Raw genomic sequence first — 16,131 nt, 5'->3', positions numbered from 1 at the left:
CATCCCGTCCCCGGTCCAATCGTTCTGTCACGATTGCCCCATCCCCGACGTCCAGGATCCCTGACCATGTCCCACGATCTCAACGAGACGCTGATCTTCGTCAAAGTGGTCGAGCAAGGCAGCTTCATCGCGGCTGCCAAATCGCTCGGCCTGCCCAAGACCACGGTCAGCCGCAAAGTGCAGGAACTTGAGACGCGCCTGGGTGCGCGCCTGCTGCACCGGACCACGCGCCGCCTCGGCCTCACCGAAGCCGGTTCGATCTATCACGAGCATTGCCAGCGCATCGCGCGCGAACTTGAAGAAGCCGAAAGCGCGGTCAGCCAGCTGCAGTCCGGTCCACGCGGATGGTTGCGCTTCACCGTGCCCTATTCGATCGGCATCACCTGGATCGCACCGCTGCTGGGCCAGTTCCATGCGCAGTACCCGGAAATCCGCCTGGACATGCACATGGGCAACGAGAAGCTGGACCTGATCGCCGGTGAGGCCGATCTTGCCCTGCGCGTAGGTGCCCTGCCCGATTCCAACCTGGTGGCGCGCAAGCTCGGCAGCCTGCGCACGCAGGTGTTCGCCAGCCCGGCCTACATCGAGCGCTACGGCGAGCCGCTGCATCCGGAAGAGCTGCAGTTCCACCGCATCCTGGCCATGCGCAAGCCGTACCACACCGGCAATTCGCCACGCTTCACCTGGCAGCTGGGCGAGAACGGTGGTGAGCTGCGCGACTTCCCGGTGACGCCGCTGATGACGGCCAACGACATGTCTGCGCTGAATGGCGCGCTGGTGTGTGGCGAAGGTCTGCTGCTGACCGGCGACGTGATGGCCAAGCCGTTCGTCGAGTCGGGCATGGTGCGCCGGGTTCTGGCCGGCTGGACCGGCCCGGAAGTGGATTTCAACGCGGTGTTCGCCGGTGGCCGGCTGGTGTCGCCGAAGGTGCGCGCGTTCGTCGATTTCCTGGTGGAGAAGCTCAACTTCGATGCCAACTACATGCTGGCGCAGTGCCCCGGTGCGAAGCTGGCGCGGCAGCAGCAGGAACAGGAAGAAGCGGCGCTGGCGAGCAGCGGCAAGCGGATCCTGGAGAAGGTGGCTGCTTCGGCGGCGTAAGCTGCAGCGATGCCGCCTGTACCCTGCCCCTGGGTCGCCTCTGGTAGATGCCGACCTTGGTCGGCGCGGCTTTCCACATGGGCTATCGGCGTGCCGAGCACACTCGGCACCTACAGAAAATGCCGCCTGCTAGGGCGGCATTTTCGTTCCGGCTGCGCCGGAACAGCAATAACGCTGCGCGTTATTGCTTGAGAGGAATCACGCGGATCTCGACGCGGCGGTTCTTGGCACGGCCGGCATCGGTGCTGTTGTCAGCGATCGGGTAGGCCTTGCCCGCGCCCAGGGTTTCGATGCGCACGCTCTGCACGCCCTGGCCGATCAGGTACTGCGCCACCGAATCAGCACGCTCCTTGGACAGGCGGTTGTTGACCGCGTCGCTGCCGATGCTGTCGGTGTGGCCGACCACTTCGATCATGGTCTGGTTGTAGTCACGCAGGGTGCCGGCAACGCCATTGAGCGAGCCGTAGAACTGCGGCTTCAGTGCCGACTTGCCGAAGTCGAAGGTGATGCCGTCGGGCAGGTTCAGCATGATGTTGTCGCCCTGGCGCTCGACGTCGATGCCGGTGTTGGCGGTGCGCTCGCGCAGCGCGCGCTCCTGGCGATCCTGGTACTGGCCCACCGCGGCGCCACTGAGTGCGCCGATGCCCGCGCCGATCAGCGCATGCTGGCGACGCTCGGTCGCGCTGTCGCCGGACAGCAGGCCCGCGGCCACGCCGATGGCGGTACCGATCAGGGCATTGCGACCGGTGCGGTTCTGCTGCTCGGTCGGGTTGCCGTACGGATCACTCTGCACATAGGAGCCGCCGGTGGCGCAGGCCGACAGGACGGCCGCACTCATCAGGGCCAGTGCGACGTTGCGGGTGGTGTTGCGGATCATGGTGTTCTCCTTGGTTTCCGGTCGGGCCGGCGGCTTGCGGGCGGCAACGAGGATAAACAGCCGGACGCGATGTCGGGATGATGATCACACCGGTCGACAGGGACGTGTTCAGCTAGCTGTCTGGACCGCTCAGCCAGCGCTTTACCCCGCCGCCGACTGACGGTAGGCGGCCAGAGCGGCATCCCGGCCAGCCGCCAGGTCCACCAGCGGCGTGCGCGGGTAGCCGGGCGAGAGTTCGGCCAACAGCTGCGGGTGCTGCCATGGAGCGAACCGTGCCTTCACCGGCAGCGCCGCCAGCTCAGGCACCCAGCGGCTGATGTAGCGCGCCTGTGGATCGAATTTCTCGGCCTGTGTAACCGGATTGAATACCCGGAAATAGGGAGCCGCGTCGGCACCGGTGCCGGCCACCCACTGCCACCCCATCGTGTTGTTGGCCAGGTCCGCATCCACCAGCGTGTCCCAGAACCAGCGCGCGCCGTGCAGCCAATGCGCACGCAGGTGCTTGCACAGGTAGCTGGCAACGATCATCCGCACCCGGTTGTGCATGTAGCCGGTATGCCAGAGCTCGCGCAGGCCAGCATCAACGATGGGCACACCGGTGTTGCCGCGCTGCCAGTCGTGCAGCTGGGCAGCACTGGGGTTGGACCACGGGAAGCGATCGAAGCGTGGATTGAGGTTGTCGGTGGGCGTGTTCGGGAAGTGGTGCAGCAGGTGGTAGGCGAAATCACGCCAACCGAGCTGGCGCAGGTAGCCGTCGATGTCGGCATCGGTGCCGGCACTGCGCAGGCCTTCCAGCGCGTGGGCGATGCGCCACGGCGCGATTTCGCCGAAATGCAGGTGCGGCGACAGCCGCGAGGTACCGACCCGATCCGGCAGGTCGCGCTGCTCGCGATAGCCGCGCAGCGCACCATCCTCGAACACGGACAACGCCTCGAGCGCACCGGTCTCGCCCGGCTGCCAGTGTTCCCAGAACCCGGTATCCCAGTGAAGCGTGGGCGCCAGCTGCAGCGTATCCAGCGCAAGGCTGTCGACCGTGTGCGCCGGCAGCGTCTCCGGTGTGGCCCGCAAGGCGGGCAAACGCCAGTGGCTGAGTACGTTGCGCCAGTACGGAGTGAATACCTTGTAGGGCTGCCCCTGCTGGGTGGCGATGTCCCAGGGCTCGAACAGCAGGCTGCCGTTGCTGCTCTGCGCATCGATGCCCTGCTCGCGCAGCGTGCGTTTGATGGCGGCATCGCGCGGTTGCGTCGCCGGTTCGTACTTGCGGTTCCAGTACACCGCTTCAGCGCCGGTCTGCTCGATCAACGCCTGCAGGGCCGGCAGGCTGTCACCGGCACGCAGCACCAGCGATGAACCCCGTGCACGCAGGCCGGCATCCAGCGCTGCCAGCGAACGATGGCGCCATGCATTGGAGGCCGCGCCCGGCGCCCACTCGCCCTCTTCGTGCGGCGCGTGGATGTACACCGGCACCACATCGTGGCCCGCTTCCAGCGCCGCCTGCAGCGCCGGATTGTCCTGCAACCGCAGGTCCCGACGGAACCATACCAACGCTACCGACACGTGCACTGCCTCTCAGTTGCTGGGCGGCCATGATAGCCAGTGACGGTGAAGGCGATGCGTGCGACCGGCTCTGCTAGGCTGCGCGCTCTTCCGCTTCCGCCCGGCCCACGTCATGGATGATCTTCGCGCCACGTTTGCCCGCTTCGGCCCCCTGCAGCCGCAATCCGCCGACGCGTGGCAGGGGCCGTTCCCGCTGCCGGACGTGCTGGCCGGATTCTACGCACGCGTCGGCCCGTTCGGCGAGGTATTCAATCCTGCAAAAGGCCCCTGCGGCATCACCATTCCAGGCCTTGAGGTGTGGATACCGCCCTTGCAGCGCCTGTGGGCCTACCAGGCAGGCTATCGCTGGAACGGCAACGATGGCGAACCGATCAGCGACTGGCCGGCGCAGTGGCTGGTGATCGCCGACCGTGGCGCCGATCCCCTCATCCTCGACATCGACGATGGTCGCGTACTGTTCGCCCGTCATGGCGCGGGCCACTGGGACGCCGATGACTTCACCGCCGACGTGCCGACCCTGATGTCCGCGTTGGCTGCGGCCGGCAGCGTTTACCTCGATGCCGACGAGGATCTGTACAGCGATGACGATGATGGCGGGATCCGTCCGGTTCATCGCGACGCGGCGTTGCGCGCTGTCGCTGTGGTGCTGGGCAGCACGGATGAAGCAGAACTGTTCCTGGACGCGATGCAGTAGAGCCACGCCATGCGCGGATGGTGCACGGAAAGGTTCAATCCACGCGTGGCATGGATCCACTTCTGGACTGCTGCATCGCTTCGCTGATCACCCGTCCGTCGTTCTTTCCTGCGGCACCTGCTCCGGCTGAGCGGCCAGGAACGGGTGCAGTACGGTATCGGCAGCAACCACCGCGCCCACCACCAGCAGCAGGGCAACGGCAATGGCAGCCATCGGAACGAGGCGCGGGCGCGTGCTCATCGGTCGTTCCTCACTCCCAGCACCGGTCGGTGCGGCCCTTGGCGGTCTGGGCACGCGCGCAGTCACGCGGCGCGATCCGTCCCTCCTGCTGCTCCACCCGTTGCTTGCCGCCATTGTCATCGCGCTTCAGCTCGAAGGCGTCGTACAGGCGCCCGGTCACCGTGCGGGCCTCGTAGCGAAGGCGCTGCGGATCGATGCGCAACACCTGGAACAGCTGAGTATCTTCGCCCACAGGGTCCATCGTCCTGCGTGCTTCGTCCGACAGGCGGTACTGTTTCGGTCCAGCCACTGTCACAACGTACTGCGGTGTTGCCGCCTGCCCTTCGCCGCGACGGCCGTAGGTATGGTCATGCCCCTGCAGTACCAGATCCACCTTGTGACGGCGCACCACCGGCAGCAGCACCTTGCGCAGGGCAGCATTCTCGCGGCCCTCGCGCGGCGAATAGAACGGCTGGTGCAGCAGCACGATCGTCCACGGCTGCCGGTTGCCGGCCAGCACCTTGTCCAACCACTGTGCCTGCGCCTTGGCGGTACCCAGATCCAGCGCCGAGGTGCCATCGACCACGGCCACGCGCACGCCCTGTGCGTCGAACCAGTAGCTGGTACCCGCCGCCGCGCTGGCACCGTTGCCCGGCAGGGCGAAGGTCACCGGCCAATGGCGGCCCAGCACACGGCGCTCCTGTGGCGTGTCCTCGAATTCCTCGAAGTACTCGTGGTTGCCGATCGCCGGCGCCACCAGCGTCTCCTGTGCCAGCCAGCTGGTGGCGGCGAACCATTCGCCCCATTCGCTGTCGTCCATGTTGTCGCCACCGCTGACCAGGTCGCCGGCAAACAGACTGATCCGTGCATCCGGCGCGGCCTTCTGTGCAGCCCGCACCACGCGGCTTACATGGCTGACGTTCTTGTTCTGGGTATCGCCGAAATACAGCAGGGTCAGCGGCTGGTCGGCAGCGGCCAGCGTACGCAGCTGGTTCCACGCGCTCCAGCTGCCATTGCCCTGTACGCGGTAGACATACAGGGTGTCCGGCTGCAAACCATCGATGTCGGCGCGATGATGATGCGAAAAGCCGTTCTCGGTCTGCAGCACCTGGGTCTTCGCGCGCACCTGGACGATGCCCTCGATGGCCGGCGAATCGTCGGCCCGTGCGATTTCCAGCAGCGGCGACTGCACGCTGCCATCGGTGCGCCAGGCCACTGCGAAGCCGTGGCTGGGGTCGACCGATGGAGAGGCAACGATGCGGTCCGGCACCGGTGTGGCCGCGTAGTAGCGGCTGCCCGACGGCACCTGCGTATTGGGCTCGGCCGCAGCCATCGCCATCGATGGCAATGCCAGCAGCAGCCCGATCGCAAGCAAGCGCACCAAACGCGCGCTCACGAGCCACACTCCAGCGGCAGGGCCAACTGCTTGGCGATGCTCTCCCAGTCGAAGGCCACCACACCCTGGTCATCGTGCACCGCATACAGGGCACCGTGCGGGAACCGTGGCGTCGGCTGCTGCATCATCCAGATGCCATCGGTGTTGGCTACGGTATTGCCCTGGAACGCACCCACCGGCTTCAGCGTATGGCGGTCGAACAGATGGAACACGCTGCGCTGCTTGCCCTGCTCGGTGGTGATCCACCAGCCGTCCTTGCCGCAGGTGCGCAGCATCACGCCTTCGGCCTGCGCCTTGAACACGTCGCGGCCGAAGGTGGTGCCGGTGAAGCGCCCCGCCAGGGTGTAGACCTTGAATTCGCTGGCGTAGCTTTCGTCCTCTTCGGCGATCAGCAGGCGATCATTGGCCGGATCCCCCCAGATCGATTCGACCACACGCAACGCGCCGGCTTCGCTGGTATCACCGATGCTGGCCGACAGTGTTGCCTGCACCTTCGTGCCATCGCGGGACACGTGGTACTGGCGCACGCGCTTGTCCAGCTCAGCCAGCGGCGGCAGGATGTCCTTGCCCTGTGCGTCCTCGCCGTTGTCCCAGGAGTCGGTGACGTAGACGCTGTAGCCATCGGCACGGCGGTCCACCCACAGGCCGTAGGGCTTGCGCAGATCGTCGGCACCGAAGGTGGCCAACGGAGTGAAGTCCGGCAGCGAAAGCACCTGCACACGGTGGTTGTCGCGCTCGACGATCCACAGCAGGTCATCGATCACCGCGATGCCGTTGGGACGATCGAACTGGCCCAGGCCGGTGCCGGTGCTGCCGACGTCGCGCAGGTGCTGGCCGTTGCTGCCATCGTAGACCACCAGCTTGTCGGTGGCCTTGGCCGTGGCGATCAGCCAGGTCTTGCCATCCGGGGTCTGCCAGGACGCGGGCGAATCGATGTTGTCGGCCGGGGTCATCAGGGTCAGGAAGGCCTCGGCGATGGTCGCCACGTTGCGCTCGACCGGTGCCACAGCGCCGGTCGCTGCAGCCGCTGCCGGCGCCTTGTCCGCGGCCGGCGTGCAGCCGGCGGCAAGAACGGCTGCCAGCGAGGCCGCCATCAGGGTCATGCAACGCGCCATCACAGGGCCACCTTCAGGCCCACGGCGTAGGTGCGGCCATACTCTTCCATCTGCAGGGTGCGCGAGCGCGTGCCCTGGTACAGCTCCAACGGCTTGTCCAGCAGGTTCTGCGCTTCAAAGTACACGCTCACGTTCGCGTTGAACTTGTAGTCCAGCGAGAAGTCGAGCTGGGTGTTGGGCGCGACGTAGATGTCGAACGCACGGCCCTTGCCGATGCTGTCCAGGTACTCGCTGCGGTACACCGCCGCCAGACGGGTGCTCAGGCCGTACTTTTCATAGCCGATGTGGGCGCTGTAAACGTGCTTGGAGGCACGCGGCAGGGTGAAATCCTCACCGGCGCGATCCTCGATGCCAGCGTCGAATCCGGTATCCAGCCAGGTGCCGCTGGCGCCCACCAGCAGGCCGTCCAGGCCGGCGGGCAGGAAGGCCAGCTGCTGCTGCCAGTTCAGCTCCGCACCACGCACGGTGGCTTTGCGGCCATTGATCGGCTGGGTCACGTCGAAACCACCATAGGCCGGATCATTGGTGCGCACCGTCTCGACGATATAGCCGTCGATGGACTTGTGGAACAGACCGAGCGAAACGATGCCGGTGCTGCCGAGGTACTTCTCCACCGACAGGTCGATGTTCTTCGACTCGTACGGGTCCAGCTCAGGATTGCCCAGGCGCACTTCCTCGTCGCCGCGGCTGTAGCCGACGCGCGGCGAGATATCGCCGAAGGACGGGCGCGAAACGGTCTTGTTGGCCGAGGCGCGCAGCACCCAGTCATCGGCCGCGTCATAGCGCAGGTGCAGGCCCGGCAGTACGTTGGTATAGCTGCTGTTGGCCACGCGCGGGGTTACGGTGTAGCTGCGGCCGTTGGCCGCCACATCGACCTGGTTGCCTTCGGCCCTGAAGCGCGTGTTCTCCACACGCACGCCACCGATGATGCGCAGCGCACCGACATCCCAGGTCCCCATGGCGTAGCTGGCGAAGATGTCTTCACTGGCGGTGTAGTCCTCTTCCAGCGAGGTCATCGCGTTGGCGCCGGCATCCTGCGGGCGAGCACTGAACTGGCCACGGTTGGCCGCCCAGTACGCGCGCATCGCGTCCGAATCCATGCCGTCACCCAGGGTGCCGTGGCGGTGATCCGGGGAGCCGGTGGTCCAGCTGGACAGGGCAACCTTCGGGCCGACGCGCAGTTCGCTTTCGTCGACGTTGACGTCGCGGTCGCGCCAGCGCCCCAGCAGGCCGAACTTGATGCTGCCGCTGTCGCCGTCGAAGCGGACGTTGACCTGTGCGCTTTGCTCCTTGTCGTTCACCTGCTTGGGTGAAATCACGAAGCGGTCGAACGCGTAGTTCGCGTTGTCCAGCCACTGCGGATTGTCGAAGCTGTAGCTGGGCATTCGACTGCTCTGGTCCAGCGTACCGTTGAAGGCCTTGCCGTTGAGCTTGAAGCGCGCCTCCATTTCATCGTTCACCCGCTCTTCGGTGCGGGTGAAACCAACCTTGTAATCGACCACGGCGTTGGTCAGCGTGTTCTCGCCGCCCAGGCTGGCCGCAAAGGTGTTCTCTTCCTTGGTGCGGTAGCGCATGCGCTTGTCGATGGAATCCTTCGGCATGCCGTCCAACCGGTACTGGTCGGTACCGGTCTTCACCATCTTCGCGTCATCGAAGTTGAAGATCACCCGCTGGCGGGTTTCGGCATCATCGAACTGGCTGTACAGCGCACGCAGGTAGTACTTGCTGTCCTCGTTCGGGCGCCAGTCCAGGTTGAGGTTGGCGCCGATGCGCTTGCGCTCGATTTCGTACTTGCGGTGCTGCAGGTTGATCGCGGTGACGTCGCCCGGTGCGGCATCGTCTTCGCCGTCGTACTCCACTTCGGTGTTGTCCGATTCGAACGTGCGCTTCTGGTAGTTCACGCCCAGCGCGACGCCGAAGGTGTCGTTGAACACTTCGCTGTAGTTGAAGGCCGCCTTCGGGCTGGTTTCGCCGGACAGCTGCTGGTGGCTGGCTTCGATCTTGCCACGCAGGCTGCGGCCGTCACGATCGAAGGCCGAGGCCGATTCAACCAGGATCGCGCCACCGATGGCGTCGCCCGGCATGTCCGGGGTGGGCGACTTGACCACGCGCAGGCGCTCGGTCGAATCGGACGGAATCACATCCAGCGGCGCCGCGCGGCTGGAATCTTCCGGGGTGCCGATGGCGATGCCGTCGACGCTGACGCTGTTGAGGTTGGCATCCAGGCCACGCACCACCACGAACCGGCCTTCACCCTGGTCGCGGGTCACGCTGATGCCCGGCAGGCGCTGCAGCGACTCGGCCACGTTCTTGTCCGGGTACTGGCCCAGTGCGTCTGAAGACACGGCGTCTTCGATGGCATCGCTGCTGCGCTTCAGGTCGACGGCGCGTACCTGCGATTCCAGCTGTGCACGCACTTCGATGCGCTCCAGATCGGTCGCTGCGGCGGCACCCCCTGCCACGGCAGCGGCAGCGTTTTCGGCCGCCAGCACCGACGGGCTGGCCGTCACCAGCAGCGAGAGGCTGATTGCCAGGCCCAACGTATTCTTCTTCTGCACAGCTATCCCCAACGGTGTAAAGATTGGGTCAGCACGGTATGTCCGGCAGGTTGCATGGGCATGACACCGGTGAAGCCTGGCCTGCCGGACCCGGCTCGGCACCACCGCGCATTCCGCTTAAAATGGGGGCCTCCCCTTCTGCCAGACCCTCCCATGAAGATCGTCGAAGTGCGCCACCCGCTGGTGCAGCACAAGATCGGCCTGATGCGCAACGCCGCGCTCAGCACCAAGGATTTCCGCGAACTGGCCAACGAACTGGGCACGCTGCTGGCCTACGAGGCCACCGCCGACCTGGAAACCGAGCCGCACACCCTGCCGGGCTGGTCCGGCCCGGTCACCGTGCAGCGCATCGCCGGCGCCAAGATCACCGTGGTGCCGATCCTGCGCGCCGGCCTGGGCATGCTCAGCGGCGTGCTGTCGCTGATTCCGGCCGCCCGTGTCAGCGTGGTCGGCCTGCAGCGCGATGAGGAAACCCTGCAGCCGGTGCCCTACTTCGAGCGCCTGACCGGCCGCCTGGAAGAGCGCGACGCGCTGATCCTCGACCCGATGCTGGCCACCGGCGGCACCCTGATCGCCACCATCGACATGCTCAAGCGCGCCGGCGCCCGCCGGATCAAGGGCATCTTCCTGGTTGCCGCGCCGGAGGGCATCGAAGCGGTGAAGGCCGTGCACCCGGACGTGGAGATCTACACCGCCGCGATCGACGCGCAGCTCAATGACAAGGGCTACATCCTGCCGGGCCTGGGTGATGCCGGCGACCGCATCTTCGGTACCCGCGTGGGCTGAGATCGACCGGGTCGGAGCGCTTTCGAAAGGAAGTGCTCCACCTGCTCCAGGCACCTTCACGCCGGCTTTGCGGCAACGGGCGAATGCTCCGCGCACCCGCCCTGCCCTGGAGCCACCATGAAAGCCTCTTTGCTGCTCGCCGCCGCCCTGCTGGTCGGCCTACCGTTTGCCGCCAACGCAGCCACCCCACAGCAGCAGCGCATGGCCGACTGTTCGGCAAAGAACAAAGGGCTGAAAGGCGACGCCTACAAGTCCGCGCAGAGCGCATGCCTGAGTTCGCACGCAGCCGCACCGGCAACCCCTGCCACGCCGCAGGAGCGCATGAAGAAGTGCAACGCAGACGCCGCCACCCAAAAGCTCGCCGGCGACGCCCGCAAGACCTTCATGAGCAGCTGCCTCAAGGCATCGTAAAAACAGCGAAGAAAGGCCCCATCCACGCATGGCGTGGATCTACTGACAGTCATTTGGAACCTGTCCGTCGAATGGGGTCAGAGCCCGTTGCACAGCAACGGGATCCGACCCCGAAAGATCCAACGGGTGTCCCATCCGTCACCGGAAATCTGTCGAAGGCGGGGCGGTGTCGGATTGCGGGGTGTCAGCCGCATGGATGCGGCTGCCAAGCCTACAAGGACGTACTTGCGGCGTCCCCGCAATCCGACACCGCCCCGCCACCCCACGGATAGCCCGCTGTTGCTGTTGAGGTTGCCGGCCAGCGGCCGGCACTACAGCAGGTGCAGGGCGCAGCCCTGCCGGCCAACCTCACCCCAGCGCGCGCGCCTTCAGTTCGCCCTGCTCATGCAGCGTCACGAAACGTCCCTTCTCATCCCGCCCGACCTGCGCCAGCGCCACCTGCGGATCATGGGTGAAGAACAGATGCACGTTGCGCGCCAGCTTGTCTTCCAGGAACTGTCGCTTCTCGTCGATCAGCAGCTCGGCGTTGCGGTCGTACCCCATGGTGATCGGCACGTGCACCCACGAGCGACCCGGAATCAGATCGGCGCAGAACACCACGCCGCCATGCGCCCCCTCGCCTGCGCGTGCCTGCCCGACGATCTCGGCCAGCATCAGCCCCGGCGTGTGCCCGTCGCTGTAACTGAAACGCACGCTGTGGCCCAGCACCTTCGAATACTCGCCGTCCACCACTTCCAGGCGGCCACTGGCCTGCAGCAGGCCCGGCAGTTCTGGAATGAAGCTGGCGCGATCGCGCGGGTGCGGCTGCAGCGCGCGCTGCCAATGCTGCGCCCCGACCACGTACGTCGCATTGGGGAACAGCAGTTCCGGTTCACGGCCTTCGTGCCACGCGGCCAACAGGCCGCCGGCATGGTCGAAGTGCAGATGGCTGAGCACCACCACGTCGATGTCTTCGTGCTCGAAGCCGGCTTCGCGCAGCGAATCGATCAGCACATGCTGGCTTTCCTGCACGCCATAGCGCTCGCGCATGCGCGGCTCGAAGAACGCACCGATGCCGGTTTCGAACAGCACCGTCTTGCCTTCCAGCGGGCTCGCCAACAACGCACGACAGGCCAGCTCGATGCGGTTGAGCTCATCCGGTGCTGCCCACTTTTCCCACAACGCGCGCGGCGCGTTGCCGAACATTGCACCGCCATCCAGGCGTTGGGTATTACCGCGGATCGACCATAGTTTCATGACGCAATTATCGGTGGCCGCTCGTTAAATAATCGCTAGTGGGAAAATGAAAAACCCCGCCGTTGCGGGCGGGGTTCCCAGGTTTGCGTCCGCCGGGCATGGCCCGGCGCTGCCGCCGGATCAGGGAGCCGGCTCAATCTGGGCACTGCCGACCGGGTTGCGCGGGTCACTGCCGCCAAACAGTTTGTTGGCCTTGCGGTCCCACTCCACCGTCTGCAGGTTGCCCCACACGTGGCTGGAGCCGCGGCCGCCGGCAGCGACCTCGCCCGGCAGGTCGATCTTGTGGCCCATCGCCTGCAGCTGCTTGATGGTGCCAGCGTCGAAAGCATTGCTTTCCGCTTCGATCAGGTCCGGCAGCCACTGGTGGTGGTAGCGCGGCAGCGCGGCGACCTGCTGCGCATCCAGGCCAGCGTCGTAGCCCAGGATACCCAGCAGCACCATGGTGATGATGCGGCTGCCACCGGGCGTGCCCAGCACGATCACCTTGTCGTCGTTTTCCATGAAGGTGGGCGTCATCGAGCTGAGCATGCGCTTGCCCGGCTTCGGCGCGTTGGCCGCGTAGCCCATCACGCCAAAGGCATTGGGCGTTCCCGGCTTCAGCGCGAAGTCGTCCATCTCGTTGTTCAGCAGCACGCCGGTGCCCTTCGGAATCAACCCCGAGCCGTACAGCAGGTTGACGGTCTGGGTGGCACCGACACGGTTGCCATCACGGTCGATGATCGAGAAGTGGGTGGTCTCGTCATCCTCCAGCGGCGTCGGGTTGCCCGACAGCAGGTCGCTGGGGGTCGCCTTTTCCGGGTGGATGGTTGCGCGCAGGCCCTGCGCGTAATCCTTGCTGGCCAGCACCTTCTGCGGGATCTGCACGAAATCCGGATCGCCGAGGAAGAAGGTGCGGTCACGGTAGGCACGACGCATCGACTCGACCACCAGATGGGTGCGGTGCGCGGCATCCATCTGCTTGATGTCCCAGCCTTCCAGGATCTGCAGCATGCTGGCCAGGGCGATGCCACCGGAGGACGGCGGCGGTGCGGTGGTGATCTTCCAGCCGTTGTAGTTGAAGACGATCGGCGCACGCTGCTTGACGCGGTAGCCGGCAAGCTCTTCGGCGGTCCACTTGCCGCCCGCCTGCTTCACGCCGGCCAGCAGCAGCTTGCCGGTCTGGCCTTTGTAGAAGCCGTCGAAGCCACCGGCCGCCAGGCGCTCCAGGGTCTGCGCCAGTTCCGGCTGCTTGAACAGGTCACCGGTGGCGATCGGCTTGCCATTGCGCAGGTAGACCTCGCGCGTACCGGGATAACGCTCCATCACTTCACGGCGCGAGGCATAGCCCTTGGCCATGCGGTCGTACACCGGGAAGCCTTCACGCGCGATGCGGATCGCCGGCTGCAACGATGCCGCCAGCGGCAGCTTGCCGTGCTTGGCCGACAGTTCGACCAGCGCCGCCGGCAGGCCCGGAATGCCGGCAGACCACGGGCCGTTGACCGAGCGGTCGCGGTCCAGGTCACCCTTCTTGTCGAGGAAGGCCTGCGGCGTGGCCGCGGCCGGCGCGGTCTCGCGCGCGTCCAGCATCACGTCCTTGCCGGTAGCCGCATCATGCAGCAGGAAGAAGCCGCCGCCACCAAGACCGGAGCTGATCGGCTCGACCACTGCCAGTGTGGAGGACACCGCCACCGCCGCGTCGAAGGCGTTGCCGCCCTGGGCCAGGATGTCGACACCGGCCTGGGTGGCCAGGGCGTGACCGCTGGCGATGGCCGCGCCATCGGGGCGCTCGGCACGGACCGGGGCATCAGCCCAGGCGACGGAACTCAGCAGCAGGCCGAGCAGCAACAGGGGGCGGGCGAACGACTTCATTCGGATGGGGGCTCCGCATAGAGTTCGGGATGATCGTGCTGCAGTTGGCGCAACTTGGCCAGCAGCTCGATTTCGGTTTCGACGATGTCCGGATCGGGGTCGATGCATTCGACCGGGCAGACGACCACGCACTGCGGTTCGTCGAAATGGCCCACGCACTCGGTACAGCGGGCGGGGTCGATCACGTAGATGGTTTCACCCATCGTGATGGCCTGGTTCGGGCAGGCCGGCTCGCATACGTCGCAGTTGACGCAGAGCTCATTGATTTTCAGCGACATGGCGATACTCCACGCCCGCGCCTTGGGACAAGGACCGGCCTGCGCGGGCGCGCGGGCCGGTCAGGTCATCAGCGGCGCCCATCGCAGGGCGCCGCCCGGGCCGTGCCGAAGCACGACCGCCTCGGCTCGGTCTTACTTGGCTTCGACGAAAATGTACTCGGCACCGGTCGGCTGGACCACGGCCTGCACGCGGGCGTTGTCGGCGGACTGGCCGATGAAGACGACGCGCACGCCCTTCATCGAATCCGGCGAGACATCCTTGAACACGGTCTGGATCATGTCAGCCATCTTGCCCGAGGCCGACGAACCGAAGGCCAGCATGTTGCCCGGCTGCACGCCACGGGCCACGGCCTGGGTCGCGCTTTCGGTCTGGCGCTCGTACTTGGCCTGGAAGTCCGGATCCGATTCCGGCGACAGGTAGTACAGGAACGGGCTGTTGGTGATGTTGCCCATGTTCTGGATGGCCACTTCCTGCAGGTACTTCTTCCAGCCTGCGTCGTCTTCCTTGGCCGGCGCGACCAGCGCCTGCTTGGCTTCGTCGACCGGAGCGGCTTCTTCCTTCTTGCAGGCGGTGAAAGCCAGGGCAAACGAAGCGATCAGCATCGCGCGCATGGTGTTGTTCATGGGTTTCCTCCCGGAATGTTGCGTGTTGGTGTGCGTAATGGAATGCGTGGTGCTACAGGATCTACTGCTGGCCAGGGCTTACGACTGGGCCGACTTCGCTTCGCGGACCTTGCGCAGCGCCTCGAGCACGGCGGCCGGCACGAAGCCGGACACATCGCCACCCAGGCGTGCGATCTCGCGGACCAGCGAGGACGAGATGAAGCTGTGCTGCTCGGCGGGGGTCAGGAACAGGGTCTCGACCTCCGGAATCAGGTGGCGGTTCATGCTCGCCATCTGGAATTCGTACTCGAAGTCGGACACCGCGCGCAGCCCGCGCAGCAGCACACCGCCCTGCACCGAACGCACAAAATGGGCCAGCAGCGTATCGAAGCCGATGACCTCGACGTTGCTGTGGTGGCCCAGGGCGCCACGCGCCAGCTGCACGCGCTGTTCCAGCGGCAGGGCCGGTCCCTTCGAGGGGCTCTGCGCCACGCCCACCACGACCTTTTCAAACAGCGGCGCGGCCCGGCTCACCAGGTCGATATGACCATTGGTGATGGGGTCGAACGTGCCGGGATAGACGGCGATGCGGCGGTTGGCCACGGTCATGGGCGGTAGCAGATGTTCAGATGAGGTCAAAGTGTAGCAGCGGCGCGGCGGTACAGGGCAAAGCGCACCTCGCGGGTGCCGCCATCGCGGTGCAGCAGCCATTCCGGGGGCAGCACCGGCACGTGGCTGGCCGGCGATTCCAGGTACAGCCAGGCATCGGCGGCCAGGTGCCGCGGCAGCTGGGCCAGCACGTCCTGCCACAGGCCATCGGCGAACGGCGGGTCGATGAACACCAGATCCGCCTGCTGTGCCGGCGCGGCCTGCAGCCAGCGCAGTGCATCGGCCTGAGCGACCGTCACGACGTCACCCGCCTGCAGTCTGGTCACCGCCGCCGACAGGTTGCGCGCGAGCTGCGGGTCGCGCTCGACCAGGGTGGCATGCGCGGCCCCCCGCGAGACCGCCTCCAGCCCAAGCGCGCCGCTGCCGGCGAACAGGTCCAGCACGCGCGCCCCGCCCAGCTTGGGCATCAACCAGTTGAACAGGGTCTCACGCACGCGGTCGCTGCTGGGCCGCAGGCCCGGCAGGGTCGGAACCGGCAGTCGGGTATTGCGCCAGCGCCCACCGATGATGCGCACCTGGCCTTCGTTGCCACCGCGGCCGCTCACAAGCGCCCCTGGCGAGGTTCATTCGAGAATTTCAGCATGAGCGGGATTGTAGTTCGGCCGGGCTGCGCCCGGCACCCGCAGAGGCCGAAGCAACGGCCGAAGCAACGTCAAAAGCTGGCTTCCTGCGGGTTGGCGGGGTGGGTCCGGTTGCGGGGGCCGCCGTAAATCCGTCCATGGAGGCTCGGTCGCGCCATCCATGGCGCTCACGCCCCCGCAACCGGACCCACCCCGCCTTCGACCG

Annotated in this window: 15 protein-coding genes and 1 pseudogene; 4 read left to right on the top strand and 12 right to left on the bottom strand. The window is 66.2% G+C overall.

The features are described from left to right. The first annotated feature begins 66 nt into the window (after positions 1–66). Positions 67–1,098, top strand: coding sequence for a LysR family transcriptional regulator (locus J2X70_RS13405; protein WP_025878839.1), 1,032 nt, complete (start codon positions 67–69; stop codon positions 1,096–1,098). A 181-nt stretch (positions 1,099–1,279) separates the two neighbouring features. On the opposite strand, the gene J2X70_RS13400 is transcribed toward J2X70_RS13405, so the two are convergent. Both J2X70_RS13400 and J2X70_RS13395 read right to left on the bottom strand, forming a co-directional pair. Beyond that, positions 1,280–1,975, bottom strand: a complete 696-nt coding sequence (locus J2X70_RS13400; RefSeq protein ID WP_025878838.1) for an OmpA family protein — start codon at positions 1,973–1,975, stop codon at positions 1,280–1,282. A gap of 141 nt (positions 1,976–2,116) precedes the next feature. Then, positions 2,117–3,532, bottom strand: coding sequence for a deoxyribodipyrimidine photo-lyase (locus tag J2X70_RS13395; protein ID WP_309910725.1), 1,416 nt, complete (start codon positions 3,530–3,532; stop codon positions 2,117–2,119). Positions 3,533–3,644: 112 nt separating this feature from the next. Here J2X70_RS13395 and J2X70_RS13390 point away from each other — a divergent pair, with 112 nt between their 5' ends. Further along, a complete protein-coding gene (locus tag J2X70_RS13390; protein ID WP_309910722.1) occupies positions 3,645–4,226 on the top strand; it encodes a hypothetical protein in 582 nt (193 codons plus the stop codon). A gap of 105 nt (positions 4,227–4,331) precedes the next feature. On the opposite strand, the pseudogene J2X70_RS13385 reads toward J2X70_RS13390, so the two are convergent. The 4 genes and pseudogenes from J2X70_RS13385 to J2X70_RS13370 all read right to left on the bottom strand — a co-directional run. After that, a pseudogene (locus tag J2X70_RS13385) lies at positions 4,332–4,466 on the bottom strand (inorganic diphosphatase); the annotation flags it as partial. 10 nt (positions 4,467–4,476) lie between these two features. Further along, a complete protein-coding gene (locus J2X70_RS13380) occupies positions 4,477–5,784 on the bottom strand; it encodes a metallophosphoesterase family protein (RefSeq protein ID WP_309910868.1) in 1,308 nt (435 codons plus the stop codon). A gap of 53 nt (positions 5,785–5,837) precedes the next feature. Next, positions 5,838–6,956, bottom strand: a complete 1,119-nt coding sequence (locus tag J2X70_RS13375) for a phytase (protein ID WP_309910720.1) — start codon at positions 6,954–6,956, stop codon at positions 5,838–5,840. Continuing rightward, a complete protein-coding gene (locus J2X70_RS13370; RefSeq protein WP_309910718.1) occupies positions 6,956–9,514 on the bottom strand; it encodes a TonB-dependent receptor in 2,559 nt (852 codons plus the stop codon). The genes J2X70_RS13375 and J2X70_RS13370 overlap by 1 nt, the downstream gene beginning before the upstream one ends. 153 nt (positions 9,515–9,667) lie before the next feature. On the opposite strand from J2X70_RS13370, the gene upp reads away from it, so the two are divergent. Together upp and J2X70_RS13360 are read left to right on the top strand one after the other, a co-directional pair. Beyond that, positions 9,668–10,300: a uracil phosphoribosyltransferase gene (gene upp / locus J2X70_RS13365; protein ID WP_025878832.1), complete on the top strand. Its 633-nt coding sequence runs from the start codon at positions 9,668–9,670 to the stop codon at positions 10,298–10,300. A 117-nt stretch (positions 10,301–10,417) separates the two neighbouring features. Beyond that, entirely contained in the window at positions 10,418–10,711 is a 294-nt protein-coding gene (locus J2X70_RS13360) for a PsiF family protein (RefSeq protein ID WP_309910716.1), read from the top strand. Between the two features lie 348 nt (positions 10,712–11,059). On the opposite strand, the gene J2X70_RS13355 is transcribed toward J2X70_RS13360, so the two are convergent. The 6 genes from J2X70_RS13355 to rsmD all read right to left on the bottom strand — a co-directional run bounded on the left by J2X70_RS13355 (position 11,060) and on the right by rsmD (position 15,890). Beyond that, positions 11,060–11,947, bottom strand: a complete 888-nt coding sequence (locus tag J2X70_RS13355; RefSeq protein WP_025878830.1) for an MBL fold metallo-hydrolase — start codon at positions 11,945–11,947, stop codon at positions 11,060–11,062. A gap of 120 nt (positions 11,948–12,067) precedes the next feature. Continuing rightward, a complete protein-coding gene (gene ggt, locus J2X70_RS13350) occupies positions 12,068–13,795 on the bottom strand; it encodes a gamma-glutamyltransferase (protein ID WP_309910714.1) in 1,728 nt (575 codons plus the stop codon). Further along, entirely contained in the window at positions 13,792–14,073 is a 282-nt protein-coding gene (locus tag J2X70_RS13345; protein WP_025878828.1) for a YfhL family 4Fe-4S dicluster ferredoxin, read from the bottom strand. Before J2X70_RS13345 ends, ggt begins: the two co-directional genes overlap by 4 nt. A 132-nt stretch (positions 14,074–14,205) precedes the next feature. Continuing rightward, positions 14,206–14,697 carry a hypothetical protein gene (locus J2X70_RS13340; RefSeq protein WP_025878827.1) on the bottom strand — a complete coding sequence of 164 codons (492 nt, stop codon included), beginning with the start codon at positions 14,695–14,697 and terminating at the stop codon, positions 14,206–14,208. Between the two features lie 78 nt (positions 14,698–14,775). After that, complete coding sequence (gene coaD / locus J2X70_RS13335) at positions 14,776–15,285, bottom strand: pantetheine-phosphate adenylyltransferase (protein WP_008267036.1); 510 nt, start codon at positions 15,283–15,285, stop codon at positions 14,776–14,778. A 26-nt stretch (positions 15,286–15,311) separates the two neighbouring features. After that, a complete protein-coding gene (rsmD, locus tag J2X70_RS13330) occupies positions 15,312–15,890 on the bottom strand; it encodes a 16S rRNA (guanine(966)-N(2))-methyltransferase RsmD (protein WP_025878826.1) in 579 nt (192 codons plus the stop codon). Between the last annotated feature and the right edge of the window lie 241 nt (positions 15,891–16,131).

The sequence above is a fragment of the Stenotrophomonas sp. 1337 genome (assembly GCF_031455455.1).
GTDB lineage: Bacteria > Pseudomonadota > Gammaproteobacteria > Xanthomonadales > Xanthomonadaceae > Stenotrophomonas > Stenotrophomonas indicatrix.
The sequence above is the reverse complement of the archived record's forward strand: the minus strand, read 5'-3'. Positions and strand labels throughout refer to the sequence as shown.

Coding starts and splice junctions, on each gene's coding strand:
- J2X70_RS13400 (WP_025878838.1), bottom strand. CDS start 1,975: ATGATCCGCAACACCACCCGCAACGTCGCACTGGCCCTGATGAGTGCG.
- J2X70_RS13340 (WP_025878827.1), bottom strand. CDS start 14,697: ATGAACAACACCATGCGCGCGATGCTGATCGCTTCGTTTGCCCTGGCT.
- J2X70_RS13355 (WP_025878830.1), bottom strand. CDS start 11,947: ATGAAACTATGGTCGATCCGCGGTAATACCCAACGCCTGGATGGCGGT.
- J2X70_RS13390 (WP_309910722.1), top strand. CDS start 3,645: ATGGATGATCTTCGCGCCACGTTTGCCCGCTTCGGCCCCCTGCAGCCG.
- J2X70_RS13345 (WP_025878828.1), bottom strand. CDS start 14,073: ATGTCGCTGAAAATCAATGAGCTCTGCGTCAACTGCGACGTATGCGAG.
- J2X70_RS13380 (WP_309910868.1), bottom strand. CDS start 5,784: ATGGCGATGGCTGCGGCCGAGCCCAATACGCAGGTGCCGTCGGGCAGC.
- upp (WP_025878832.1), top strand. CDS start 9,668: ATGAAGATCGTCGAAGTGCGCCACCCGCTGGTGCAGCACAAGATCGGC.
- ggt (WP_309910714.1), bottom strand. CDS start 13,795: ATGAAGTCGTTCGCCCGCCCCCTGTTGCTGCTCGGCCTGCTGCTGAGT.
- J2X70_RS13360 (WP_309910716.1), top strand. CDS start 10,418: ATGAAAGCCTCTTTGCTGCTCGCCGCCGCCCTGCTGGTCGGCCTACCG.
- J2X70_RS13405 (WP_025878839.1), top strand. CDS start 67: ATGTCCCACGATCTCAACGAGACGCTGATCTTCGTCAAAGTGGTCGAG.
- J2X70_RS13375 (WP_309910720.1), bottom strand. CDS start 6,956: ATGGCGCGTTGCATGACCCTGATGGCGGCCTCGCTGGCAGCCGTTCTT.
- coaD (WP_008267036.1), bottom strand. CDS start 15,285: ATGACCGTGGCCAACCGCCGCATCGCCGTCTATCCCGGCACGTTCGAC.